Annotated in this window: 19 protein-coding genes; 11 read left to right on the top strand and 8 right to left on the bottom strand. The window is 50.0% G+C overall.

Going from position 1 to position 25,115, the window contains the following annotated elements; translation table 11 throughout:
- Positions 1-5: 5 nt before the first annotated feature.
- The 3 genes from AC1DLI_RS07330 to AC1DLI_RS07320 are packed head-to-tail and all read right to left on the bottom strand — an operon-like array spanning position 6 to position 3,743.
- Complete coding sequence (locus AC1DLI_RS07330; RefSeq protein ID WP_477601028.1) at positions 6-212, bottom strand: hypothetical protein; 207 nt, start codon at positions 210-212, stop codon at positions 6-8.
- The gene (locus AC1DLI_RS07325; protein WP_477601026.1) at positions 196-1,818 is read right to left on the bottom strand and encodes a response regulator transcription factor; all 1,623 of its coding nucleotides are present in this window, start codon (positions 1,816-1,818) and stop codon (positions 196-198) included. Before AC1DLI_RS07325 ends, AC1DLI_RS07330 begins: the two co-directional genes overlap by 17 nt.
- Positions 1,815-3,743, bottom strand: a complete 1,929-nt coding sequence (locus AC1DLI_RS07320; protein WP_477601024.1) for a cache domain-containing sensor histidine kinase — start codon at positions 3,741-3,743, stop codon at positions 1,815-1,817. The genes AC1DLI_RS07325 and AC1DLI_RS07320 overlap by 4 nt, the downstream gene beginning before the upstream one ends.
- A 113-nt stretch (positions 3,744-3,856) precedes the next feature.
- Here AC1DLI_RS07320 and AC1DLI_RS07315 point away from each other — a divergent pair, with 113 nt between their 5' ends.
- The 4 genes from AC1DLI_RS07315 (at position 3,857) to AC1DLI_RS07300 (ending at position 8,471) form a co-directional block, all read left to right on the top strand.
- Complete coding sequence (locus AC1DLI_RS07315) at positions 3,857-4,744, top strand: carbohydrate ABC transporter permease (RefSeq protein ID WP_308995353.1); 888 nt, start codon at positions 3,857-3,859, stop codon at positions 4,742-4,744.
- A complete protein-coding gene (locus AC1DLI_RS07310; protein WP_477601021.1) occupies positions 4,744-5,577 on the top strand; it encodes a carbohydrate ABC transporter permease in 834 nt (277 codons plus the stop codon). Before AC1DLI_RS07315 ends, AC1DLI_RS07310 begins: the two co-directional genes overlap by 1 nt.
- Positions 5,578-5,725: 148 nt before the next feature.
- On the top strand, positions 5,726-7,042 hold the full coding sequence (locus AC1DLI_RS07305) for an ABC transporter substrate-binding protein (RefSeq protein ID WP_477601019.1): 1,317 nt from the start codon (positions 5,726-5,728) through the stop codon (positions 7,040-7,042).
- A gap of 211 nt (positions 7,043-7,253) precedes the next feature.
- Positions 7,254-8,471 (top strand): PP2C family protein-serine/threonine phosphatase, encoded by a 1,218-nt coding sequence (locus tag AC1DLI_RS07300; RefSeq protein ID WP_477601017.1) that lies wholly within the window; start codon positions 7,254-7,256, stop codon positions 8,469-8,471.
- Positions 8,472-8,531: 60 nt separating this feature from the next.
- Here the strand turns inward: AC1DLI_RS07300 and AC1DLI_RS07295 are convergent, their stop codons facing one another.
- Entirely contained in the window at positions 8,532-9,632 is a 1,101-nt protein-coding gene (locus AC1DLI_RS07295; protein ID WP_477601015.1) for a GGDEF domain-containing protein, read from the bottom strand.
- A 250-nt stretch (positions 9,633-9,882) separates the two neighbouring features.
- Between AC1DLI_RS07295 and AC1DLI_RS07290 the strand changes: the two genes are divergently transcribed.
- Both AC1DLI_RS07290 and AC1DLI_RS07285 read left to right on the top strand, forming a co-directional pair.
- Positions 9,883-10,269, top strand: coding sequence for a hypothetical protein (locus AC1DLI_RS07290; protein WP_477601013.1), 387 nt, complete (start codon positions 9,883-9,885; stop codon positions 10,267-10,269).
- 214 nt (positions 10,270-10,483) lie between these two features.
- On the top strand, positions 10,484-12,787 hold the full coding sequence (locus AC1DLI_RS07285; protein WP_477601011.1) for a helicase C-terminal domain-containing protein: 2,304 nt from the start codon (positions 10,484-10,486) through the stop codon (positions 12,785-12,787).
- Here AC1DLI_RS07285 and AC1DLI_RS07280 read toward each other — a convergent pair whose 3' ends face one another.
- On the bottom strand, positions 12,788-13,270 hold the full coding sequence (locus tag AC1DLI_RS07280; RefSeq protein ID WP_477601009.1) for a hypothetical protein: 483 nt from the start codon (positions 13,268-13,270) through the stop codon (positions 12,788-12,790).
- A gap of 198 nt (positions 13,271-13,468) precedes the next feature.
- On the opposite strand from AC1DLI_RS07280, the gene AC1DLI_RS07275 reads away from it, so the two are divergent.
- Positions 13,469-13,984 carry a Crp/Fnr family transcriptional regulator gene (locus tag AC1DLI_RS07275; protein ID WP_477601007.1) on the top strand — a complete coding sequence of 172 codons (516 nt, stop codon included), beginning with the start codon at positions 13,469-13,471 and terminating at the stop codon, positions 13,982-13,984.
- On the opposite strand, the gene hmpA is transcribed toward AC1DLI_RS07275, so the two are convergent.
- The gene (hmpA, locus tag AC1DLI_RS07270; RefSeq protein ID WP_477601005.1) at positions 13,981-15,213 is read right to left on the bottom strand and encodes an NO-inducible flavohemoprotein; all 1,233 of its coding nucleotides are present in this window, start codon (positions 15,211-15,213) and stop codon (positions 13,981-13,983) included. The two genes, AC1DLI_RS07275 and hmpA, sit on opposite strands and share 4 nt — an antisense overlap.
- Before the next feature lie 653 nt (positions 15,214-15,866).
- Here hmpA and AC1DLI_RS07265 point away from each other — a divergent pair.
- Both AC1DLI_RS07265 and AC1DLI_RS07260 read left to right on the top strand, forming a co-directional pair.
- Positions 15,867-17,612, top strand: a complete 1,746-nt coding sequence (locus AC1DLI_RS07265) for an ABC transporter ATP-binding protein (RefSeq protein ID WP_477601003.1) — start codon at positions 15,867-15,869, stop codon at positions 17,610-17,612.
- Between the two features lie 22 nt (positions 17,613-17,634).
- A complete protein-coding gene (locus tag AC1DLI_RS07260) occupies positions 17,635-19,662 on the top strand; it encodes an ABC transporter ATP-binding protein (RefSeq protein ID WP_477601001.1) in 2,028 nt (675 codons plus the stop codon).
- 270 nt (positions 19,663-19,932) lie between these two features.
- Here the strand turns inward: AC1DLI_RS07260 and AC1DLI_RS07255 are convergent, their stop codons facing one another.
- On the bottom strand, positions 19,933-20,199 hold the full coding sequence (locus AC1DLI_RS07255; RefSeq protein ID WP_477600999.1) for a methyl-accepting chemotaxis protein: 267 nt from the start codon (positions 20,197-20,199) through the stop codon (positions 19,933-19,935).
- A gap of 147 nt (positions 20,200-20,346) precedes the next feature.
- Between AC1DLI_RS07255 and AC1DLI_RS07250 the strand changes: the two genes are divergently transcribed.
- Positions 20,347-21,513 (top strand): SHOCT domain-containing protein, encoded by a 1,167-nt coding sequence (locus AC1DLI_RS07250; RefSeq protein ID WP_477600997.1) that lies wholly within the window; start codon positions 20,347-20,349, stop codon positions 21,511-21,513.
- Positions 21,514-21,726: 213 nt separating this feature from the next.
- Here the strand turns inward: AC1DLI_RS07250 and AC1DLI_RS07245 are convergent, their stop codons facing one another.
- On the bottom strand, positions 21,727-24,381 hold the full coding sequence (locus AC1DLI_RS07245; RefSeq protein WP_477600995.1) for a putative bifunctional diguanylate cyclase/phosphodiesterase: 2,655 nt from the start codon (positions 24,379-24,381) through the stop codon (positions 21,727-21,729).
- A gap of 288 nt (positions 24,382-24,669) precedes the next feature.
- Here AC1DLI_RS07245 and AC1DLI_RS07240 point away from each other — a divergent pair, with 288 nt between their 5' ends.
- Positions 24,670-25,110, top strand: a complete 441-nt coding sequence (locus tag AC1DLI_RS07240; RefSeq protein ID WP_477600993.1) for a MarR family winged helix-turn-helix transcriptional regulator — start codon at positions 24,670-24,672, stop codon at positions 25,108-25,110.
- Positions 25,111-25,115: the final 5 nt, after the last annotated feature.

The following is a 25,115-nucleotide window of genomic DNA, read 5'->3' as shown; positions in this document are numbered from 1 at the left end:
AATGGTTAACACCGTTCGGGCAGAGCTCGGCTTTTTGCAATATAAGGAAGTAAAAATTTTAACCTTATACGATGCTCATATTTCACCGCGAAACGAGCTACTGCTCCTAAGGACGGCGTCAGCCGTTTACGCTTGGGTTTGCAGAGCACCGCAAATCCACTGCTTTTGCCAAAAGAGGCAGCGTCGAGCTTGTCGTTACGAATCGCCGCCAAAATGATGCTTCCGATAATCGTTAGGCGAGCAGTTTGTTCGTTTCTTAAAGACGCGGCTGAAATATTTCTCATCCTGGAAGCCGACCAGCTCAGCGACCTGCGAAATTTTCAGCTGCCCATTGGCTAGCAGCTCCTTCGCCCGTTTAATCCGTACCTCCGCAATGAAATCGGACAAATTCCCATTGGTTTCTTGTTTGAATTTTCGTGATATATATTCCCGGCTGAGGAAAAAGCGCTCTGATATATCCTGCAGCGTAATTTCCTCATGCGGATGCTGTTCAATATATTCGGCTATGTCTTCGATGACGCTGCGTTCCTTGTCACGCTCCGCTATTTGCGCAGAGAGCTCGCAAGCCTCCGTAAATACAGCATGTTTCCATTTCTCAAAATCAAAGAAACCATGGGCATCGACGGGCAATAACGCCTGATCCTCCGCTTTTGGGGCTTGTTCCACGGCACTGCCGCGGTTGTTTTTGGAATCCCATAAGGACTTGGCAAGCTCATATTGCTGCCGCCAAACGATAAGCTGCTCTAATGATATGCAGCCTGCTTGGTCAATTGTGTCAAACCAAGGCTGCAAGGCGCGGCGAATTTGCTCCTTGCTGCCGCTAAGAACCGCAAAACGTATAGGCTCCTCATGTTCGCTAAAGAGCTGCTGCGTGCTTTTGCTGCTGGGGGCAGCGCTGCTGAACGGATGGCAATAGGTATGGTTAACGAGTAAATTTCGGCGTAGAAGCGCTAACTTCGCTTGCTGATAAGCGCTGGCAGCGGCTTCAGGGAAGGCGGCAGCGTGTCCGATCCCAAAGTGGAACCGCGTTTTCAGCGCCAATGACATGGCGTCATTTATTTCTTGGATCAGCTGTGGAGCCTGCTCGCCCTCCCCCCAGAACAGCAGCAGCAGCTCATGGTCTTGCCCCCAGTGGCGAAGCGCGAAGCCAAGCTCCTGCTCCTTCAGAAATTCATTGCAAATATTCGTCAGTGAAAACAATAACAGGTCCAGTCCGGCCGCAAACTTTTCCCTTACAGCAGGCGTAGTCAGGTCAAGCCTAATGATTGCAATGCGGGCTCTTGTAATCGGAGCCGTAATGCCGAGCTCTTGTTTCAGCGTATCAGCAAAGCTCGGATAGGTGCCGGGCTCGTTAATCATCGTCGAGAAATACTGCTCCAAGTACATCGGCTTCAGCTGGTTCAGCTCGATATTCATCTTGCGCTTGCGGGTGCGCTCCTGTTCCTCCGTCGTCCAGCTGTTCACCGCTTTAGTCAGTGCGCTCACGAGCTGCTCGGCGTCGATCGGTTTCAAAATATAATCGACCCCGCCGTATTTCACCGCATGACGAACGAAGCTGAAGTCATCATGGCCGCTGATCACTATGATTTTGCTGGCGGGCGCATGCTCAGCCGTCCACTGCAGCAGCTCCCTGCCGTCCATGTTCGGCATCATCATATCGGTGAAAATAATCTCCGGCCGCTCTGCGCGGATCAGCCCCGTAGCGGCTGCGCCGTCCTGTGCTTCAAGCAGCGTATCGATGCCGAATTGATCCCATGGAACAAGCAGGCGGATCGCTTCCCTCACATGCTTCTCATCGTCAATGATTAATGCCTTCATCCTTCATTCTCCTTCACCAGCGGTATATGAATCGTAACGGAAAAGCCGTGCGGCTGCACATGGCGCAGCTCCATATCGGCGGTGGAGTCAAAATGCAGGCGCAGCCTCGACAGCACGTTATGCAGGCCAATGCCGCCATCCTCCTGGCTATTCTCCCGCGCAGCACCGAGGTTCGGCACCTTTTTCAGCTGATTTAGCACCTCCTGCAGCCGTTCCTCGGACAGACCGCAGCCATTATCCTGAACCTCGATGGACAGCAGCTGCCTCGGCTCATCCAAGAAGCTTGTGATTATCAGCTCGGAAGGCTCCTCTGACGATTGAACGAAGCCGTGCTTGAAGAAGTTTTCGAGCAGCGGCTGCAAAATCATTTTTGGAATCAGAATGCGCTTGGTTTGCTCATCAATATTCAGTTGAATATGCAAGGCGGTATCAAAGCGCTGCTTCTGCAGATCGAGGTAGGCCTGTACATAATCGAGCTCCCGGCTTAGCTCTACGACCGCATCCATCGTATTCATCTGATAGCGCATCATTTTGCCGAGGGAGGTGATAAGCGAATAGGCTTTCATGTCCCCATGCTGGAGCGAGACGGTGCCGATCGACTGCAGTGCGTTATAGAGGAAATGCGGATTAACCTGGGCCTGCAGCGCCTTTAATTCATTCGTCTTGTTCGCGATCTCGAGCCGGTACTCGGTCAAAATCAAATTGTTGATCGTCTGCATCATGGAGCGGAAACGCCGTGCGAGCAGGCCGATTTCATCATCGCTGTGAATGTCGATCGACACGTTCAAATTACCCGTTTCAATTTTGTTAACGTATCCGATAAGACGCAGCAGCGGCTTTGTAAACCGGATGGAAATAAATAAGGTAGCCAAAACCACAATGGCAAGGAAAGCGATTCCGACGGCTGTATTAATGCGGGCAATGCGGTCAGCTGCGCTGAATAGATGCTTGTATGGCGTTTGCTTAACTAAATACCAGTCCATGTAGGGCGTCTTAATCCGGTCATAAAAGACCATGCCGTCGAAGGATTCTGCTTTCCAATCGAAATGCCCGCTGTCCTGCCCCGACTTCAAAACCGTCCCAAGCCAGCTTTGCTTGGAGGCGGTGCCGATCTCGTTTTTATCCGAGGACAAAACGATTTGACCGCTCGAATCCATGATGTAGAAGCTCTCTTCGCCGCTGTCATAAAGTTGGCGGTTCAGATCCTCCAGCACATGCAGCCGCACATCGATGGACAGCTCTGCAAGCAGCTCCTCGCTCGGCGCAAGAAAGATAGGGCGGTGCAGCGAAAATACCATTTCCTCGCTTGCGGCCGACTTGAGATCGACGAGCCCGTAATTATGGCTCTTATGCGAAGGCTCAATGTAGGCTTTTTTCGTCGTTTGCGGGATGGAGCCTACGTTTTGACCCACCTTAATATCGTCGTTCCAGAGCAGGTAAGTCGCGTTTTGCTTCACGACATACAGCCTTACTTTATGAAATTCGCTTACGCTCTGATACATGTTGTAGAGATGGTCCTTCAGCAGGTTGCGGTTGCGGATGACATCGGTAATGTCGTTCGGAAACACCTCGTCCTCCATACTGTGCTCCAATATATAATACAGGGAGCGCGGAACATTCATCGCATTATAGACGGCGAGCGACTTTTGGTTGATGTTGTTCATGTAGTTCAAAATGTTGGTCTTGCCAAGCGACAGCAGCCGATTATTTTTGGCGATGGCTTCTTCGGTAATGGATTTAGTCGTCGCGTTGTACGAAATGATCATGGATGTCGCAATGGGCAAAATAGTTGCTGCAAGCAGCAGCAGCATGAGTTTTTTTCGAATGGTGTTAAAAGGCTTGACCGTATTCATTACCGCAATCGCCCGCTTTCTGAACATGTCGCTCTTGCATACACAGTAACCGATGAGGCTGTGGATGGTCAATATAGTCCACCTACCTTATCATCATCCTCTGTGTTCCGCCTAGGGCAAACGGTTTTATACTAAGAATATCAACAGCTATATTCCGTCATAGGGAAGAGAAGGGGGACGAGAGGATGTCCAAAAAAATCAAATGGACCGAATGGGCCCAGCAAACCGTTTTTGTCGGCCCGGGACTTATTGCATTTATACTGATTGTGCTTGCGCCGTTCGTGATGGGCTTTTACTACACGTTTACGGAATGGAACGGGATGGATCTCGGCAACGCGAAATGGACTGGAATGAAAAATATTATAAAAATTTTCACCGATGATTCTAGGTTTTGGAACGCGTTCTGGTTTACGACTAAATTTACGGCTGCAGCCGTCGTGGTAACCAATGTAACGGCATTTCTGCTGTCACTGCTGCTGACGCGCAACCTGAAGAGCCGCAACTTCCTGCGGACGGTGTTTTTTCTGCCTAACGTCATTGGGGGATTGCTGCTCGGCTACATTTGGTACTTCATCTTTGTACGCGGCTTTCGGGCGATAGGGGAAGCAACGGATATCGGCTTTTTTAATCTACAGTGGCTCGGCACGCCGAATACAGCCTTTTGGGGAATCGTGATTGTATTTGTGTGGCAAACCGCGGGTTACATGATGATCATCTACATAGCGGCGATGATCAGTGTGCCGAAGGATTTAATCGAAGCCGCCAAAATCGACGGGGCTGGCGCGTGGCAGCTGCTGCGTTCCGTAACCGTACCGCTAATCATGCCGGCGATTACGATTTGCTTGTTCTTAACGACTTCCAATTCGTTCAAAATGTTTGATCTTAACCTGTCGCTAACCGCCGGCGGACCCGGCAATGCGACGGAATCGATCGCGCTCAACGTATACCGCGAGGGGCTTGTGAACAATCGTTACGGCCTCGGCACGGCAAAGGCAATGATCTTCTTCTTTGGCGTCGCGTTGATTACGGTCACGCAGGTCTGGATTACGAAGAAAAAGGAGGTGGAGGCATAATGGAAAACAGACAGCGTTACACTCCGCTCATCCTGCTGCTTGAGCTTGTCGCCATTGCGGTCGCGTTAATCTTCCTGGCACCGTTTTATTTTCTGCTCACGAACTCATTTAAAGAGCTCAAATACATTCTGCTCAACGCCGCCTCGCTTCCGGAGAAGCTGGGACTGGGTAATTTTAAGCGGGCTTGGGTGGCCATCGACTTCCCGACGGTATTTCTCAATTCGTTTATGGTTACGTCTATCAGCGTATTGCTGCTTGTCGTCATTAGCTCGATGATGGCTTACCGTTTGGTGCGCCGTCCAACGACCTTTAACAAGCTGCTGCTCACGGTGCTTATCGCCGCGATGATCATTCCATTTCAATCGGTTATGCTTCCGCTCATGCGCATTACTTCGATGTTCGAGCTTCGCGGCCATCTGTATGGTATCGTTATTTGTTACATGGGCTTCGGAATATCGTTATCGATGTTTTTGTATCACGGCTTCATTAAGTCCGTTCCGCTGGAGGTAGAAGAGGCGGCGGTGATGGATGGCTGCTCTCCATACGGCGTGTTCTGGCGAATCGTATTCCCGCTGCTTAAGCCGATTACGGTTACAGTCATTATTCTGAACGTGCTGTGGATCTGGAACGACTATCTGCTTCCGGTATTGGTTATTAATGATAACCTGACAACGATTCCACTGGCGGTGCAAAAGTTTTTTGGCCAGTATTTGCGGAAATGGGATTTGGCAATGGCAGCCCTTACGCTGAGTACAATTCCGATCGTTATCTTTTTCTTATTTTTGCAGAAGCATATTATTGAAGGTATAACGGCTGGTTCTGTCAAAGGTTAGATTTACAACATAAATATATGGAAGTTATCAACATATTACACCTATAAGTGCAATATATTCGGTGTTGTGCTAGCTTGTTGCACAATTATAATGACGATGTAAGCGTTACAAAACAGAATGATATATAAAATTTGCGGGAGGTCATAAGATGAAAAGAATTTCCTTTCTTATGTTAGCGGCTATTATGCTCATCGTTCTGGCAAGCGGCTGCGGCAGCAGCAACAACGGTGGAAACGCAACAAACGCCCCAACTGAAGGAGCCAATGAGGGCAAGACAGAGGAAGCCACAGAAGCTCCGAAGAAGGACGTTACCATTAAAGTGTTCCAATTCAAAGTAGAGATTGCAGAGGCGCTTGGGAAGCTGGCTGCCGAGTATGAGAAGGAAACAGGCGTTAAGGTGGAAATCGAGACGCATGGCGGCGGCGAAGACTACAGCGCATTGCTGAAAGCGGAGCTTGCTGCTGGCGAAGAGCCGGAAATTTTCAACTCAAGCGGCTGGGCGGGCTTTGATCCTTACGTGGATCGGGCGACTGATTTGACTGGCGAGGCTTGGGCCAAAGATTTAGTAGAAGCGTCGAAAGCGCAAATTACACGTGACGGCAAGCTGCTCGGCATGCCGATGAACCTTGAAGCTTACGGCTTCACGTATAACAAGGATCTATTTGCAAAAGCAGGAATCACAGAGCTGCCGCAAACGCTTGAAGAGCTGGAGGCTGCAGCTAAAAAGCTGAAGGACGCAGGTATCATACCATTTGCGCTAACTTCCGAGTGGTGGTCGATGGGTATCCATACGCTGAACATCGCATTCGCGAACCAAGCTGATCCTGCTGCATTCATTGAGGATGTAAAAGCGGGTAAAGTGAAGCTGAAGGACGATCCGATCATGAAGCAATGGATTCGCCTGGTGGACATTATGTTCGCTAACGGCCAAGACAACGCGTTGACAACGGATTACAACACGCAGGTAGCTGAATTCGCTGCTGGCAAATACGCAATGATTCAGCACGGCAACTGGATTCAAGGCATGATCGACGAGATCGATCCAGCGCTTAACCTAGGTATGATGGCAGTGCCGCTTCAAGGCAAACCAAACGTATTTACAGGCGTGCCGAACAACTGGATCGTGAACAGCAAATCCGACCAAGTAGAAGAAGCGAAAGCGTTCCTAAACTGGATGGTTACTTCGGAAACAGGTAAAAAATTCATCTCTACCGACTTTAAATTTGTGCCTGCATTGTCTTCCATTGCACCAAATCCAGAAGCAGTAGGCAAAATCGGCGGCGACTTCGCTACCTTTGCCAATGCAAGTCCTGAGCAAGTAAAAGGCTGGAACTGGGATCGCTTCCCTGACGGTATCACGCAGCAATGGGGTGCGGCTATGCAGGAGTACCTCGGCAAACAAATTACAAGCGACCAGCTGCTTGAGAAATTCGACAAAGCGGTACAGGATATCGTGAGAAAATAAATCAACAAAGCAGAAAGCTTCGCACTCGTGCGGAGCTTTCTTTTTATATATAAGGATTTATCCTTGTTCACTTAAAAATGAGCTTATCTCACTCTGCCAAAGACGGCTTTTTTTCCGCAGCGGACTGCGACAGCCTTTTACGCTGTTATGCGCAGGCGCAAACATAAAAGCTTGCTCCTCTCAATATGATTGTAGATGAAGGCCTTTGCCGGTGCGGAGCACCTGCGGCGAAAACGCTGCAGCACTTCAAGCCGGGATGGCAAGATGGAGACAAGGCGGAGGTGAGCGGATCGTGGATAGATGGAGCAAGGGATTGGCGGTAGTTTGGCTGCTGCTGGCTGCCGTTTATGCGGCGTTAAAGTGGATACCGGCAAAGCAGCTGGAGAAATTATGGACCGGGCAGCAGGCGGATCGGATAAGCTCGGTGCTTGGTTGGTGCGTTATTGGCGCAGCCGTGCTTTTGGCAGCAATCCTTCTATTTAATGTGTTTGTTAGTCGAGGGAATGGTAAGTCTGATAGTGCTGCAGCAGCGGTTCTAGAAACAGGGGAGAAGCTGGTTATCGGGCTGTCGACCGGGCTGTCGACCGGGCTGTCGACCGAGCCCTCGCAGCCTATAGCTGCTGCTGAAACGGCAGGAGCGGGGCAAGGGGAATATGCGGTTACAGCCGCTTTCCATCTCATGGCCGGCTCCGCGCAGCATATCGGCGAACGCGAGGAACAGCAGGACGCTTATTGTTTCTCGTCCTTAGAGGATGCAGAGGCGGTCAAACGCCATGGTGTGTTGGCGGTACTCGCCGACGGAATGGGCGGCTACGAGATGGGCAGGGAAGCGGGCCGGCTAGCTGCGCTGACCATGCTGGATGAATATACGAAGAAAACAGCGGAGGAAGCCGTGCCGCGAGCGCTGGCGGAGGCGCTGCAGCTTGCCAATAAAGCCGTTTATGAGCTTGCGCTGGAGCATGAGCTGGAATGGTGCGTCGGCACGACACTGGCTGCCGCCGTTATTCAGGATAATCGATTGTTTTGGATATCGGCTGGTGACAGCCGCATTTATTGGTACCGCGGCGGCAAGCTGATAGCCTTAACGAAGGACCACATCTATGCGAATCGGCTGCAGGAGCGGGTTGCGGCAGGCGAGCTTACTCAGGAAGAAGCGGATTCACATCCGGAACGCCATCTATTAACAAGCTACCTAGGTATTCCGAGGGTAACGGAAATGAATGCAAATCAAGTGCCGATTCGGCTCATGGCAGGGGATTGGGTTATTTTATGCAGCGATGGGCTGTATGACGATTTATCGGTCGAGCTGTTGGAGGAAGCGATGCGCTTCCCGCCTAATGAGGCGGCAGCGTATATTGTTAAACGTGTGCTTGCACAAGAGAGGCCGTATCAGGATAATGCGACGATCGCGATACTCGCTTGTTATTAACGGTGACAGGGCTGTCTTTCAGGTTAATTACCTTGAAAGACAGCCCTGTTTCTATAATGCTTATTGTATCGTGGTACGGTTTTTCCCTTCGCTCTTCGAGACATAGAGCGCTTGATCGGCTTGCTGGAAGGCATATTCCTTCGTTTCACCCACCTCAACCGCATGCAGGCCGATACTAAGGGTAACATGGCGGCGGTTCATTTCCGCAATGGGACTGCACGCAATCGCTTTCCGCACCTTTTCAATGATAAGCCAAGCTGCTTGGATATCGTTTTCTTGCAGGAGGATGACGAATTCCTCGCCGCCATACCTTGCCGCAAAGCTTTTTCGGCTAATATGGTCCGCTATGCAGGCTGCTGCCTGCTTAAGCGCGATGTCACCTGCCCAGTGTCCGAACGTATCATTGACCATCTTGAAATTATCGATATCCAGAATGGCGATCTGCATAGGAAAGGGATGCAGCTTCTGATTAGCCAGCAGCTTCTCGAATTGTTCATGAAAAGATTTATGATTGTGCAAACCTGTCAACGGATCAATCTTGACCACACGCTCCATCAGCATCGTTTGAATGCGCAGCTCTTGCTCGGATTGCTGGACCATATCCAGCTGAGCCACCAGCTCGCTTCCGCGGCGGATAACCGCAAGTCCGGTAAAGGTGGCTATGATCATAAAACAGGATGTAATAAGCAATTCGACAATATCGGATGAGGAGCGATTCTCCGTATAACAGTGTGTGATAAATAGTCCAATGAAGCTTAGCGCCAGGCAAATAAATAAATACTTTTTTTTGAAATAAATAATGGATATGAGCAGAGGAAACATCATTACAATAGGCGCGACTGCAAAATGATCATTAAGAAAATAGAAATACATAAACGATAATGCTAATGAGGCATATATAATCGCGTCCTCTGAACGTCTTGGATTTAAACGGTGGCAAATCTCAAGAACCATCATAATAAACAAAAAAACGGTGTGAGGTATGAACAATTCCTCAGATAAATAACTCATTGGCGTGAATGTCGGCATGATTAATGTAATAACCTCATAAATAAGCAATTGTGAGGCAAGCACGACAATGGAAACGACCCACAAAATATTGAGGATTAAACGGTTCCAATTTAAGGTTATAAGCAAGCTGTGAAGATGCGGCGTAGACATAATCGCCTCCATTTCTAAAAATACGAGCATCTATAATTTTTCGACATTTGGCGATTTTTATTATTCACTGCGCAACCAGCCTTACCGCCAAAGGCGTCGACGGCTGATAACGCTTGGTTGCAGTTCGTTTAGGGTTCGACGGGTTTGCGGCTGCCTCCTTTATTTTTCGACAGAAACTGCGATACTTTTTGGTTAGAACCACCGTGGTAGTGGGTAATATAGGTTAGAAACGTCTAAGGAGGTCATCAAAATGGATAACGATCACGAGCGCGACAAGGGGCATACGAACAGCTTAGTGACGGAAAAGGATATCGATCCTACATTTGGTTTGTTTACGGAAGAGACGCGGGAAGGCGCGGTATCGGATGCATCTGAGCTGCTGGAGAAGCAGCATCCGCGTGAGAATGCCCATGTGCATGAATCGCATATTCCGGCTGCAATTGAGGCGTATGACGAGCTGGACTCCGAAGTTGATACCGCCGAGGAAATTTCAGAGGAGCTTGCCGCTGTCCCGGATGCGGACGTAATTGCTAAGGACAGCCCTATCGATCCTGCGTCTCCGGGCGAGGAGTTTCACGGCACGGACCTGCTGAACGGCGTTGGCAATCATCCTGAGGATGAAACGGAAGAGCTCTAAATAACCAGCTAACCAGTCTATAAACGCCATAGCCCAAAGAGGAGAAGCACCTTCAATGCCATTTGATCGAATGGCATTGAAGGTGCTTCTTTTAAAATATAAGGATAGATAAGATCTATTATCGTTGGCGCGTCGGCCAGCCGCTCATTAGATACGGCGCTTGTGGTACAATTGAGGAACAAATGTTCTTTATGGGAGCGATAGAGAAGACATTATGCTAAATAATGATACGGTTACGATATCGGTGAGGCATCTGGTCGAATACGTGTTCTTAAGCGGCAGCATCGACGTAAGGCTGAATGCGATAGATACGATGCACGAGGGGACGAAAGCGCATCAGAGAGTACAGCGGACCTATGGGGAACAGGACCAGAAGGAGGTCTACGTCAAAGCGGAGATCATGGTCGATGATCTGCTGTTTGCCGTGGACGGCCGCTGCGACGGTCTGCTCGGAACAGAGCCGCTGCTTACCGTGGATGAGATTAAATCGACCGGCGGCGACTTGGAGCGGATAACGGATGACGGATATCCCGTTCACTGGGCGCAGGCTCTGTTCTATGCCTATATGTACGCGAAGGAGCATGGGCAGGAGGCGATGCGCGTTCAGCTGACCTATGTGCAGACGGAGACGGAGGAGGAGCGGCGCTTCTTGCGAGAGGTCAGCTTCGCCGAGCTGGAGCAGTATGTTTATGAGATCGCTGCGCGTTACGCGCCTTACGCCCAGCAGCGCCGCAGGCATGAGCAGGCAAGAAACGAGAGCATCCGCGAGCTTGCTTTTCCGTTTGAGGCGTACCGGGCAGGACAGCGGAAGCTGGCAGGTGCTGTGTACAAGTCGATCGAAGAGGGCGTTCGTTTGTTTGCGAAGGCGCCAACGGGCATAGGGAAAACGATATCAACAACTTATCCGGCGATCAAAGCGATGGGATCAGGCATGCTTCAACGGTTTTATTATTTGACGGCGCGAACGACGACGAGGGCAGCGGCCGAGGATGCGCTGCTTTTTATGAAAAGCAAAGGACTGCATTTGCAATCCGTGACGATAACGGCAAAGGATAAGATCTGCTTCCAGGAAGAGGTGCGCTGCGAGAAGGAGCATTGTCCTTACGCAGACGGGTATTATGACCGGATTAATGGTGCGGTACTGGATATTTTAGAGCAGGAGACGGTGATGACCAGGTCGGTTATCGAAGCTTATGCTCATAAGCACCGTGTATGCCCGTTTGAATTTTCCCTGGATTTGGCCTATGCGGCTGATGCAGTTATTTGTGATTACAATTATATTTTTGACCCGCGTATCTCGTTCAAGCGTCAATATGCGGAGATGAAGAAGCGGACGGCGCTGCTTGTGGACGAGGCGCATAATCTGGTTGACCGGGCAAGGGAGATGTTCTCGGCAGAGCTGACCAAGGCTCCTTTCTTAGCCCTGCAGCGTGAGCTTAAAGGCGTGCATGGCGAGGGCTACCGTACGGCGAAGGCGATCAATGATTATTTTATTGCGCTGCGCAAAAACAGCGACGGCGCGCCGCACTTGGTCGAGCGGCAGCTTCCGGAGGAGCTGGTCGCACTGGCGGATGCCTTTGCTTCAGCTGCGGAACAGGCGCTTGCGGCGGGCGCAAACGGCGGCGGTTTGCTGCTGGATACGTACTTTACAGCGCAAAATTTTATTCGGACAGCCAAGCTTTATGATGATCGTTATGTCGTGTATACCGAACTCTCGAAGAGCGATGTTCGGTTGAAACTGTTTTGCCTCGACCCCTCGCAATTGCTGAAGCAGATGGGCAAAGGCTACCGCTCGCATATTTATTTCTCTGCTACCCTGTCGCCAGTTTCCTATTATATGGACATGCTTGGAGCAGGGGAAAATGATTATACACTGGCTGTACCCTCTCCCTTCTCGAAGGAGCAGCTTAACGTGGTGGTGAAGCCGCTGTCTACGCGCTATCACGACCGCGATGAGTCGAAGCTGCCGATTGCGAAGCTGATTGTGCAGCTCATGGGCGAGCGCCCGGGCAATTATTTCGTATTTTTCCCCTCCTACGCTTATATGAACGCGGTTTATGAGACTTATATGGAGCTAATGGAGTGGTCGGTTCCTGCGGGCGCGGCAACAAGCGCAGAGGTGCTGCTGCAAAGACCGGATATGACAGAGGAGGAGCGGGATCGCTTCCTTGATACATTCCAAGCAGGTAACGGAAATTCTTTGATTGGCTTCGCCGTTATGGGAGGCGTATTCTCGGAAGGCGTTGATTTGGCAGGAGATCGATTAATCGGAGTGATCGTCGTTGGCGTCGGGCTGCCGCAGTTAGGCGTAGAACGGAATATGCTGAAGGATTATTTTAACGAGCAGGGCAAGAGCGGCTACGATTACGCATATGTGTTTCCCGGCATGAACAAGGTGCTGCAGGCGGGCGGCCGCCTAATACGCTCGGAAACCGATCGCGGGACGCTAGTGCTCATTGACGATCGGTATTTGCAGCCGCAATACCATCGGCTTTTGCCGGAGGAGTGGAAGGGCTGATTACATGGCGGAATCGGATTCCGCTTTGGCGGCTCTTTTTGGAAGCAGCGAAACGCTGCCGAATCGTTTCTCTACGTAGGCGGCGGCTGACAGCGTAAGCAGCAAGCCAAGAAGCGATCCGCAAACGGATAAAGGAATGACCCATAATAACGACGGTTTGGTGAAAAACGGAATGAGCGAAACGGCCAATATCGGAGGCGCGTTCCATTTGAATTTATTAATCAAATACAGGACGATCAAGAGCGTGAGAAGCAGGGACAGCACGCCGGGATTCCAATAAACGAATACAGATCCGACAAGCGAGGAAATGACGGCGCCAAAGGCAATTTTGCTCACTTCTGCTTTCTCGAACGGACGCGAGATGAAGAGCAGGCTGAAAGCGCCCAGGGTAGGGAAAAACAAGGAATGCATATAGGGAATATGTGARGATATCCAGTAAATCATGATGATATAAAGACAGATGGCATAGGTTCTGATACGCATGCTGCTGGCTCGCCTACTTTCCTAGTTGGATCAACCGATAACTTTACTCAGCATGTAACATTTTACTCCGAGCATTCTTGTACAGTCAATTGCTTAAATGTGACATTTTTAATGACGCCGAACGGAAAACAGGAAGATTACACGGCAATAAAGCCCATCCAAAAAATCCGGATGGGCCCTGAAATAAGGAGGAACGGCATGCTTTTGCACAAAGGACAAGTTTTATTTCGCCAAGGGGAAAGCGGACCGCTCTTCCATCTTCGAAGCGGATTGCTGAAGATCGTTCGCGTGCATGAGGACGGCAATCCGTTTCTGGTTAATCTCATCGTACCCGGAGAAACCATTCCGCATCATTCGTTGATTAGCCCGATGCCCTATCACGGCACGGCGGTAGCGCTCATCACCTGCGAGGTTGACAGCGTACCGCCGCAGCAGTGGTACGGCGAGCTCGAGCGAAATCCGGAGAAGAACCGCGAAATCGCGCTGCTCCTCCAAAGCAAGCTGCGTATGATGCAGCAGCGGATTGATCAATTAACGCAGGTTGCTCCAGCAGATAAGCTGATCAGGCTTCAGCAATGGTTTGCCGTTTATATCGGTCCTATGTCCATTACCGATGTGCTGACGCAGGATGAGATCGGCCAGCTTATCGGCCTTAGGCGCGAAACGGTCAATAGGCTGCTTCGCGCCCAAATGAAAGAATCAGAGCCGAACTAGCTTTTTGCAGCGGTTTCGAGGCTTGCGGCAGGGCCAAAAAATTCGAAATGGGTATCGGCTTCAGGAATTCCCCACTCGCTCAACGAACGTTTAACGGCTGCCATAAAAGGAGTCGGCCCGCAGAAGTAATATTGAGCGTCCGCATCCGGAATGACGGATTGCAGCCATGCCAAGTCGATATAGCCTTCCTTGTGGAAGCGCTGCAGCCGGATGTCTTCTTCTGTCGGGTTCTGATAGCAATAAAACACCGATAGCTGCGGATGCTGGTCTGCCAGCGCATTGACATGGTCTCTCATCGCGTGTACTTCGCCATTCTGAGCCGCATGGATAAAGGTGACCGGCCGCGTGTTATAGCGTTCGGTCAGCGTGTTCAGCATGCTGACCATAGGGGTTAAGCCGACGCCTCCGCTAAGCAAAACTACGGGACGCTCATCGGCTGTGTTTAACGTAAAGTCACCAGCTGGAGCCGATAATAATAAGGTTGCGCCTTCCTGGGCGCATTGATGCAAATAAGAGGATACGGCTCCAGCGGAGCGGTCCTGATAAGCATCCTCGCGTTTTACCGATATGCGGTAATAGGGCTTGCCGGGCGAATCGGACAGGCTGTACTGCCGGATTTGCGTATGCTCGGCGCCTTCTATTTGGAGCTTCACGCTCACGTATTGGCCGGGAATAAAGCTGGCGATGTCGCCGCCGTCCTCCGGAACCAAATAAAAAGAAGAAATAACGTCGCTCTCCTTGACGAGCCGCTCCACCCGGAACGGGCGGAAGCCATCCCAGCCGCCAAGCTGTGTACGCGCAGCCTCGTACATTTCCTGCTCAATGCTAATAAATGCATCCGCAATGATGCCGTAAGCTTCTGCCCACGCATTTAAAATTTCATCCGTAGCCGCATCCCCGAGCACTTCCTTGATGGCCTTGAGCAAATAGGTTCCGACAATCGGATAATGCTCCGGCTTAACGCCCAGGCTGCGATGCTTATGTCCAATTTGCTTCACGACCGGGATAATGGCCGCTAGATTATCAATATGCAATGCAGCTGCGTAAACCGCGTTGGCTAAAGCAGTCTGTTGTTTGCCTTGTTTTTGGTTGGCGTGATTGAATATATTCAACAGCTCCGGATGATTCGTGAACAGCAGCTCATAAAAGCGTTTTGTAATCGTAACGCCGTGAACCTCTAATACGGGAACCGTAGATTTAATGATTTCAACCGAATTCGCACTTAACATGATTAATCCCTCCACTGTCTATTGGCGCCATGCAGGATGGAACGGGCTGATCCGTTCTCGCCGCGCCTTATCGAATAACTCAAGTATAGCCGCGTAAGAACCTTCCCTTTGTGATCTAAATCACAGTAAACGGGAACGATTTGTGACACGGATCCGCTTCTCATGAGAGGGAATGAGCTCTTCAGCACTAGCATTAATGGAACCGCAGCTTGGTAATGTTTGATTATAGAAAAAGTATACCCTAACGAAGGGTTGACAGTCATTTCCTAGAATGGTAAAGTGACAATTAGATTTTATCGAGAGGAGGATTACGTTCCATGAATACAAACATTCATTTTAACGCAAATGCAGCAATGAACCATCGTTTGGACATGAATAACGTAATCCATCCGCGCGTCGTTTTACTTTGATTAAGGGTATTCCCTGCATCGAAGGCGCATGGTTACGTCATCGTAATCATGCGCCTTTTCTATGCTTGTAAGGCAGGACTGCTGTGCAGTCGTGTTTTACAAAAAGAAGAAGCGTGTCGTTACGGCGACACGCTTCTTCTTTTTTGTAACGATTGAAGCGGCTGCTGCCATGTACTCATGCTGAGGGAGTAATCAGAAGGTAAACGAGGCTTGGATGGATAACGGAAGGTGTGGTAGAGAAGGATGTTCAGTGTACTCAAAAAATTAAGCTGGTTTTTCAAAATGAATTGGAAGCGTTATTCTGTCGCCATTTCACTTCTTATTTTAACGGGATTTATTGATGTTATACCGCCTTGGCTGATCGGCTATACGATAGATGGCATCCATCAGGACCTGCTGGGGCAGGCTGAGTTTAATCGCGTGCTGTACAGCTGGTTAGGGCTTACGGTTGTGGGTTATATCATTACGTATGTATGGCATTATAAGCTGTTTGGCGGAGCTTTCGTGCTGGAGAAGCTGCTTCGATCGCGTCTGATGGGGCATTTTCTTCGCATGACTCCGACCTTCTATGAGCGCAACCGGACGGGCGATCTTATGGCACGCTCTACGAATGACTTGGGTGCGGTAGCGACGACGGCGGGCTTCGGTATTTTGACGCTTATCGACTCGACGCTGTTCATGATTACGATTCTAATCGTTATGGCAGGCTTAATCAGCGTTAAGCTTACACTCGCCGCCTTATTGCCGCTTCCCCTTATGGCGCTGGCGATGAAGCATTACGGCAAAAAAATTCACGAGCGCTTTATGGATGCGCAGGACGCATTCGGTGAATTGAACGATCAGGTGCTTGAATCGGTATCCGGCGTGCGGGTCATACGGGCCTTCGTGCAGGAGGAAGCAAACGAGGCGCGCTTTGGCGCCAAAACGAATGATGTGCTTAGCAAAAATATCGCCGTAGCGCGTATCGATGCGCTATTCGAGCCGACGATGAAAATTCTCGTCGGAACAAGTTATTTGATCGGCCTTTGTTACGGCGGCTATCTCGTATTCCATAACGAAATTACGCTCGGAGAGCTGGTCTCCTTTAACGTATTTCTCGGCATGCTGATTTGGCCGATGTTCGCCATCGGCGAACTGATTAATATCATGCAGCGAGGCAATGCCTCGCTGGACCGCGTCAATGAAACGCTTGGCTATAAGCCGGACGTTGCCGACGCTGGCGTACCGGTGCATGTAAATGAGCCGTCTTCGCTGCAGTTCCGGGATGTTACGTTCCGTTATCCTTCATCGGCGGTCGATAACCTTGCGAACGTATCCTTTACGCTGCGGCAAGGGCAAACGCTCGGCATCGTAGGCAGAACCGGCAGCGGCAAGACCACGCTGCTAAAACAGCTGCTAAGGGAATATCCTCTTGGCAAAGGCGACATCAGCATATCCGGTGCGGCGCTTGGCAGCTTGAAGATCGACGAGCTACTTGGCTGGATCGGTTATGTGCCGCAGCAGCCGATTCTTTTCTCGAAGACCATTCGCGAAAATATTTTCTTTGGCCTTAAAGAAGGCACGGAAGAAGATTTGCAGCGGGCGCTGGAGCGGGCATCGTTCGCGAAGGATATCAAGTTTCTGCCGGATGGGCTTGCAACGATGGTTGGCGAACGGGGAGTAGCGCTTTCCGGCGGTCAGAAGCAGCGTGTCAGCATTGCGCGCGCGCTCATCGCCGATCCGGAAATATTGCTGATGGACGATGCCTTGTCGGCTGTAGACGGCAAGACGGAGGCTGAAATTATTGAAGGCATCCGTACGGAGAGAGCTGGCAAGACAACGCTCATTACGACGCATCGCTTATCGGCCGTGCAGCATGCCGATTGGATTATCGTCCTCGATGAAGGACGGATCGTGCAGGAAGGCACGCATGAGCAACTGCTGGAGCGCGGCGGCTGGTATCGTGAGCAGTATGATCGCCAGCAGCTGGAGGCCATAATTGAAACGTAATAAATTGGAGGCGTGAAGGGCAATGGGCAATACAGGAAAACGATTGTTTCAATACGCCATGCTTTATAAAAAAACGATCATGCTTGCCCTTTTGCTGCTCGTGCTTGCTGTGTGCGCAGAGCTTGCGGGACCGTTTATAGCAAAGCGGATGATCGACCAAAACATTCTCGGTATTGAGAAAAAGTGGCATGAGGTTGAGGCTAAGCAGGACTTCGCCGTTCTTTATAAAGACAAATGGTATAAGCGCGAGGATCATTTTGCCGCAGATGCTTCCGGGCAGAAGGGCAAAGAGGTACGCGTGCTGCAGGTAGGAAGGCAGTTTTATTGGCTCGACGGTGCGCTTGCGTCGGAAGAGGGCAAACGCGTGGTCGAGGGAAATACCCTTACCGTGACAAACAAGGATACAGCGGAGAGTGTCTCGTATTCCGTAACGAAGCTCACGAGAGAAGAGCTCTATGCGTTCTATCAGCCGGAGTTTCCTTCATTAATGAAGCTGGCCGTTATGTATTTTGGTTTTCTGCTGCTGGTCGCCGTATTTACCTACGGTCAGCGGCTTATGCTGCAAACGTCGGCGAATCGCATCGTCCGCAAGATGCGCACCGATATTTTCGCGCACACGCAGCGGCTGCCTGTGAACTATTATGATAACCTCTCGGCAGGTCAGGTCGTATCTCGTGTCACGAACGATACGGAAGCCATTCGCGAGCTCTATGTCGCGGTGCTGGCGAATTTTTTCACAGGCATTATTTATATGGCAGCCATTTATGGCGCGTTGTTCTTATTGGATGTGCGATTAGCGCTCGTGGCGCTGCCGCTTGTGCCTATTCTCATCATCTGGATTATCGTTTACCGGAAATTCGCGGCACGCTATAACCGCATCATCCGCTCGAAGCTGAGCGAGATTAACGGCATGATCAATGAATCCATCCAAGGGATGACGATTATTCAAGCGTTTCGCCGCCAGAAGGAGACGACAAAGGAATTTGAGGAAATGAACGAGCATTATTATAAGTATCAAAATAAGCTGCTCAGCCTCAATTCCATTACGTCTCATAATTTGGTTAACGTGGTGCGGAATATTTTGTTCATCATCGTCATTTGGATGTTCTGGGGCGATTCGCTCCGCTCAGCGGTATCGGTCGGCGTGCTGTACGCTTTTGTCGACTATATGAACCGGATGTTTGCTCCGATTGTGGGTATCGTAAATCAGCTCTCGAATTTGGAGACGGCGCGCGTATCGGCAGAGCGGGTGTTTAAGCTGATGGACGAGGAGGGGATCGATGTGGCTCTCGGCAGGATGGACCGGTACAAAGGCGATGTTAAGTTCGAGGACGTATCCTTTGCTTACAAACAGGATGAGTATGTGCTGAAGCATATCTCCTTCCACGCGCGTCAAGGTGAAACCGTAGCGCTGGTAGGTCACACCGGGTCTGGCAAAAGCTCGATTCTAAACCTGCTGTTCCGTTTTTATGATTCAAACGAAGGTAAGATCGTCGTAGATGGCATGGATGTACGCGATATTCCGAAGCAGCTGCTTCGCCAGCATATGGGGATCGTCCTTCAAGACCCGTTCTTGTTTACGGGAACGATTGCGTCCAACATCAGTCTGGATAACCCGGCTATCAGCCGCGAGAAAATAGAGCAGTCGCTCCGTGACGTAGGCGCCTATGAGATGTTCAGCCAGCTTAATGGAGGAATTGATGCGCCGGTTATTGAGAAGGGCAGCACGCTCTCAGCCGGACAGCGTCAGCTCGTTTCATTCGCCCGGGCTCTGGCTTATGACCCGGCTATCCTTATCCTCGATGAAGCGACAGCGAGCATTGATACGGAGACGGAAGCCATTATCCAAGAAGCGCTAGATGTGCTGAAGAAAGGCCGTACGACATTCGTAATCGCTCACCGTCTGTCCACGATTCGGAATGCTGACCAAATTCTCGTGCTTGATCGCGGCGTTATTGTGGAGCGCGGCAACCATGACGAGCTAATGGAACAGCGCGGCAAGTATTATGCGATGTACCAGCTGCAATTAGGCGCAGCCTTACCGGCATAGGTCCAATAACAAAAACGGCTAAGCGGAAGTCATTCCCGCTTAGCCGTTTTTTTATTGAAATATAAGCATCATCAAGCTTTCCAACTTACACCGCCTAAGGACGGAGACAGACGATTACGCTTCTTTAGGTTTTAAAGCGGCCAATGGCTTCATTCAAGCTTGCAGCCAAGTTGCGAAGTTGCTCGGAGGAGCTTGCAACCTCTTGCATCGAAGCAAGCTGCTCTTCCGATGCAGCTGCGACCCGCTGTGAGTTGCCGGCGGCGTTAGCAGTTATCCCCTCGAGCTCATCCAGTGATGCAGCAATTTGCTCGCTGCCTGCGACATTTGCTCCGAAGCGGCAGAAACCTCCTGGACCTGGCTGGATACGTCGCGAATGGACGTTACGATGGAGCGGAATGACTCGCCGGCTTGGCTGGTAATGCTTGAGCCGACGCGTGCTGCTTCAATAGAAGCATTGAGCGCAAGCAGATTGGTTTGATTCGCAACATCGCCGATCAACGCTAGAATGCTGCCAATTTTATCGCTTTGTTCCTTCAATTATTAATTTGTCGAATTAAAAATGTCATAGACGGACTCAAATCCATATTCAGCCAACATTCAGCTAGGTTTAAAGGAGGCTTAAGTATTGCTGGCTATGATAGATCTTGTAACAACAAATCGAAAGTGAAAGGTGGAAGTTAAATAATGAATGCAAAAGCAAAAGCAAAGGCAATTACAGCAGGAGCAATCGCGCTAACGCTGGCGCTCGGAGGCGGAGGCCTATGGGCAGGCCAAGCCGTATTTGCGGCAAGCAGCAGCGACAAGCAGCTGGCACAAAGCACACAGACAGAGAATGGCAAAGCGGGTAAGGATCATGCAGGCAAACGCGGCGTATTCGGACGCGGCTTTGAACAAATACAAACACAGCTTCTTGAATACTTAGGAATAGAAGAGAACGCACTGCAGACAAAGCTAGAAACATTAACGCTGTCGGAGATTGCAGTCGAGCAAGGAAAAACAAGAGCGGAACTGAAGACAAAGCTGGTGGAATGGCTGGAAGCAGCTGAAGCAGCAGCAACGACGGATACAGATACTGCTGCAGCTTCCGATGCGGACAAGGCAGTCAAGCCGGATGCGGCGACTACAGCGGAAAAGCTGCTTGATTCCAAAGGTTTTGGCTTCGGGAAGCATGGCGGAGGCGGGAAAGGCGGTGGATTTGGCAAAGATCTAACCGCCGTTGCCGTAGCGCTGGGCGTAACAGAAGAGGCGCTTAAGGCCGAGCTGGAAGCGGGTAAGACCATCGCGGCAGTAGCGGCCGAGAAGGGCGTCGCCGTTCAAACGCTTATCGACCTGCAAGTGAAGGATCAGAAGACGAAGCTGGCTGAGCAATTAGCGGCGGGTACCATCACGCAGGAGCAATATGATACGCGGTTTGCAGAAGCTGTCGAGCGTGCGACTCAGCATGTGAATGGTGTGCTGCCGCAGCGCGGCAAGGGCCAAGGATTTGGAAAAAACCTAGATGAGATCGCATCGGCGCTCGGCTTTACGGCAGAGGAGCTAAAAGTAGAGCTGGAAACGGGTAAGACCATCGCGGCAGTAGCAGCCGAGAAGGGCGTCGCCGTTCAAACGCTTATCGATCTGCAAGTGAAGGATCAGAAGACGAAGCTGGCTGAGCAACTAGCTGCGGGCACGATCACGCAGGAGCAGTATGATACGAAGCTGGCGGCAGCCATCGAGCATTCTACAAAGCATGTAAACGGAGAGCTGCCGTTATCAGGAAAGGGCGGTAAAGGGCCGCGCGGCGAACGCAAAGGCGACGCTGCTGCACAAGAGCAAACGAACGACGATGCTTCCGAAGAGTCAGCGATTTAAGCGGAGCGGGGCATGAAGCAATCACGGCTTAGATGAGCAATACGCGATAAGAAAAGGAGCAGTCTCTTTGGTCATAGACCGAGAGACCGCTCCTTTTATTAAATATAAGAATTTATAAGTTTCACATTTATAAATAAGCTTATATTTCACCGCGAAACGAGCTGTTGCCACCAAAGGACGGCGACAGCCGTTACGCTTGGTGCCCCCGCTGCTTCAAACGGCTCTGCCAAGCAGCTGCTCAAGCTCCCGCGGCGGAAGGGGCTTGCTGAATAAGTAACCCTGCAGCTCATCGCAGTGCAAATCGGTGCAGAATTTTGATTCTTCTGCCGTCTCTACACCTTCTGCAACCACCTTCATATTCATGCTGTGTACGAGCTCGATAATGGCTTTGACAATGGATGATTTTTTCTCGTCATTGGTGATGCCCTGAATAAAGGAACGGTCGAGCTTAACGTCCGAGATGGGCAATCGCTGCAGCTGGTTCAAGGAAGAATAGCCCGTTCCGAAATCATCGATCGATATTTGTATACCGAGACCTCGCAAAAACTGGATGGTTTCGATCACCTGATTCATATTATGCATGAATACGCCCTCGGTAATCTCAAGACTTACATATTGAGGCTCCAGTCCCGTATCCTCTAATGCCTTAACGATCATCTCGCATAAATTCCCCTGGTAGAAATGTTTGGCCGAGATATTTACGGAAACGCAGATTCGCTGCAATCCTGCATCCTGCCAAGCCTTGTTTTGACGGCAGGCTTCGCGGAACACCCAGCTGTCAATGTCCAAGATAAAGCCGGACTCCTCCGCGAGAGGAATGAATTTATCCGGCGGAATCATGCCATGCTCAGGATGACGCCAGCGGATCAGCGCTTCAATTCCGCATAGATCGCCGGTCGCAGCATTTATTTTCGGCTGGTAGTGAAGCGAAAATTGATTTTGTTGTAGCGCGTTATAGAGCCCATTCTCCAGCTGCATTTTCTCAGTCATGGCAGAGACGAGCGTCGGCTTATAAAAGCGGTAGCAACCGTCCCCCTGCTCCTTGGCGCTGTACATCGCGATATCTGCATTACGGATAATCGTGTCCATCTCGTTACTGTCCTGCGGATACATGCTTATTCCTACGCTAACGGTCAAGAAGAGCGGCGTATCGTTTATGGCGAAGGGCTCGTTGAAGGAATCGACGACGGCTTGGGCGTTTGCAGCGGCGATCTCCTCATTTTCATACTGGCCTACAAAAACAAATTCGTCTCCGCCCAGTCGAAAAACAGTGCAATCGCTGAATACGGCAGCTCCGAACCGCTCCGCCGCTTTACGCAGCAAATCGTCGCCGACGGAATGGCCCAGCGTGTCATTAATTTGCTTAAACCGATTCACGTCGGCGAACATGACGGCTATCGGTTTTTTGATATGTTCATACCTAGCGATCATTTCTTGAAAATGAAGCGTAAACTGGAGTCTGTTAGGCAAGCCGGTCAACATATCGTAATAAGCGAGCTGATGGAGCCGTTCTTCCGATTGCTGCAGCATGAAGGCCTGAGCCTCCAGCCTTTCATTATTGCGCTGAGACTCCTGGAACATATGAGTGAGATTGGTCGACATATGCTTGAAGTTTGTAATCAAAGAATGGATTTCGACGATGCGGCTGGCCGGCCATTCCACCGTATTCCTTTGCAATAACTTCAGCGGGAGGTCCGTTGTCGACATCGCCAGCCGCGTTAAGCCGCGGGAGAGCGAGCGATTGATCACGAAGGCGAGGGCCGCAGTAAAGATGGCAAGCCCGATTAAATAAACGAAATGAGTAAAATATTTGGAGAATAAGTAGTTCTGGTAATTTTTAATGGGTACCTCGACGTAAATATGCAAATGTGAGGCGCGGATATTTTCCGTGTACACAAAATTCCCATCATGCCAGGTTTGAAAATGTAATGAGTTTTTTGGCTGATGAGGCACGGTTAAAAACAAATGATGGTTGATGGTCGTTACCTTGCAGTTTATGCCCAAATCAAGCCGCTCTCCCGCAGCCTTCGGTTGATTGGAGGCGAGGATGAGATTCTCGTCATCGGTTACCGAAATCATAAGATCCGTGGATTGATTCTCAAGCAGCGATTGAAAAAAATGGATTTGCTCTTGCAGCTGCAGCTGCTCCGTAAGCGGATTGCTGTGTTTCGCAGCTTGCCATTTATCCCATGAGTCTATGATGCGATCGACCTCGCTTGCGGATAGGCGCTGTGCATAAAGGCTGACTTCCTTAAACGAGCTTAGGCTGTTCATAAAAATATTGAGTAAAAAAGAAACGAACACAATGCCGATGGAAAAATGAAAGAGCACCTTGCTGAAGGAATGGGGCCGTCCTTGTCCGGCAGAAACGCCGCTCCATTTGCGCAGCGGCAAGTACTGGTAGATTACTTCGGCAAACAAGGCGTTAAATAAGCCATTCATGGCGATAATACCAGCAATCAGCAGTAAATCCTTGGAGCCCAGCGGAGAGCTAATCGAAAAAAACCAATAGATGACTGGCATGCCGGCGATTGTCCAGAATACGGCATCCATACCGAACAGCTGATGCTTATATTTGTGAAGCAGCAGGCCAACAAGGGCTGCTTCCAAAAGGATGATGGAATGATAAATAGGCTGGTCGTATAGGAAGGTTCCAATGGAGAGGGCAACGGCAGCAGTCAAAAGACCAGGAAAATAGCCAAACAAGCGAAGGCCTAGAAGGACGAACAGACTGGTTAAAGAAAAGGAAACGCCGTACAAAAACTGAAAATGGTTCGATTCGGCCACTAACGCAAGAAGCATACATAAGGCAAATGCGGAAGCAATCGTCAATTGCTTTTTATGCTGCGAAAACAAAGTGTTGCTCACCTGCGGCCTCCTGGTTGCATAAGTATTTTCCCTATAATTCGACAAATTTATCTAAAATCCTCCTTTTTATTAGGAAGAGGTTTCCAAATTGTGAACAAATATTTATAGAATAAGGAACATCTGCTTCGTTGTTTAATATAGGAATAAATGACAATTTATTCACCGTACGTTCAAAACTAAAGGATTGCTGGGTGCATAGTTGTCTGATATAGTTCTATTATCGAACTATTTCACAATAGAATTAATTTAACAGTTGCAGGAATGCTTCATGAGAGGGAGGACATCAGTGTGGATCGAGCGTTACTAAAAGATATTATCGATCGCTACGAGGCGGCGAATTTTCTTGTTAACCGCCGGTTAAATGCGATGATCCGCGAGCTAATGCCAGATGATCTGACGGTTGATCAATTTTCAACGCTGCGGTATTTACGGTCGAGGGAAAAAAGCACATCATCCGAGCTGGCGGACATTTTTTGCGTGGGCAAAAGCTCGATAACCGCAATCATTACCAGACTGTTTGACAAGAACCTGATTCAAAGGCTGCCTGATGAAAAAGATCGCCGTGTCATCTATTTGGCGCTTACTCAAGAGGGAAAGCAGGTTTGCGACCGCATGGAGGATAAAATCCAAGTGCTGTTGGCCAAATATATTGACCGTTTCGAAGAGCAGGAAGCACTTACTTTTATCGAGACCTTCGAGAGGCTTGCGAAGGAAATGATGCAATCTTAGCTTTA

Source organism: Paenibacillus sp. 01T443 (assembly GCF_056398325.1).
This window is presented reverse-complemented; position numbering and strand designations above follow the sequence as displayed.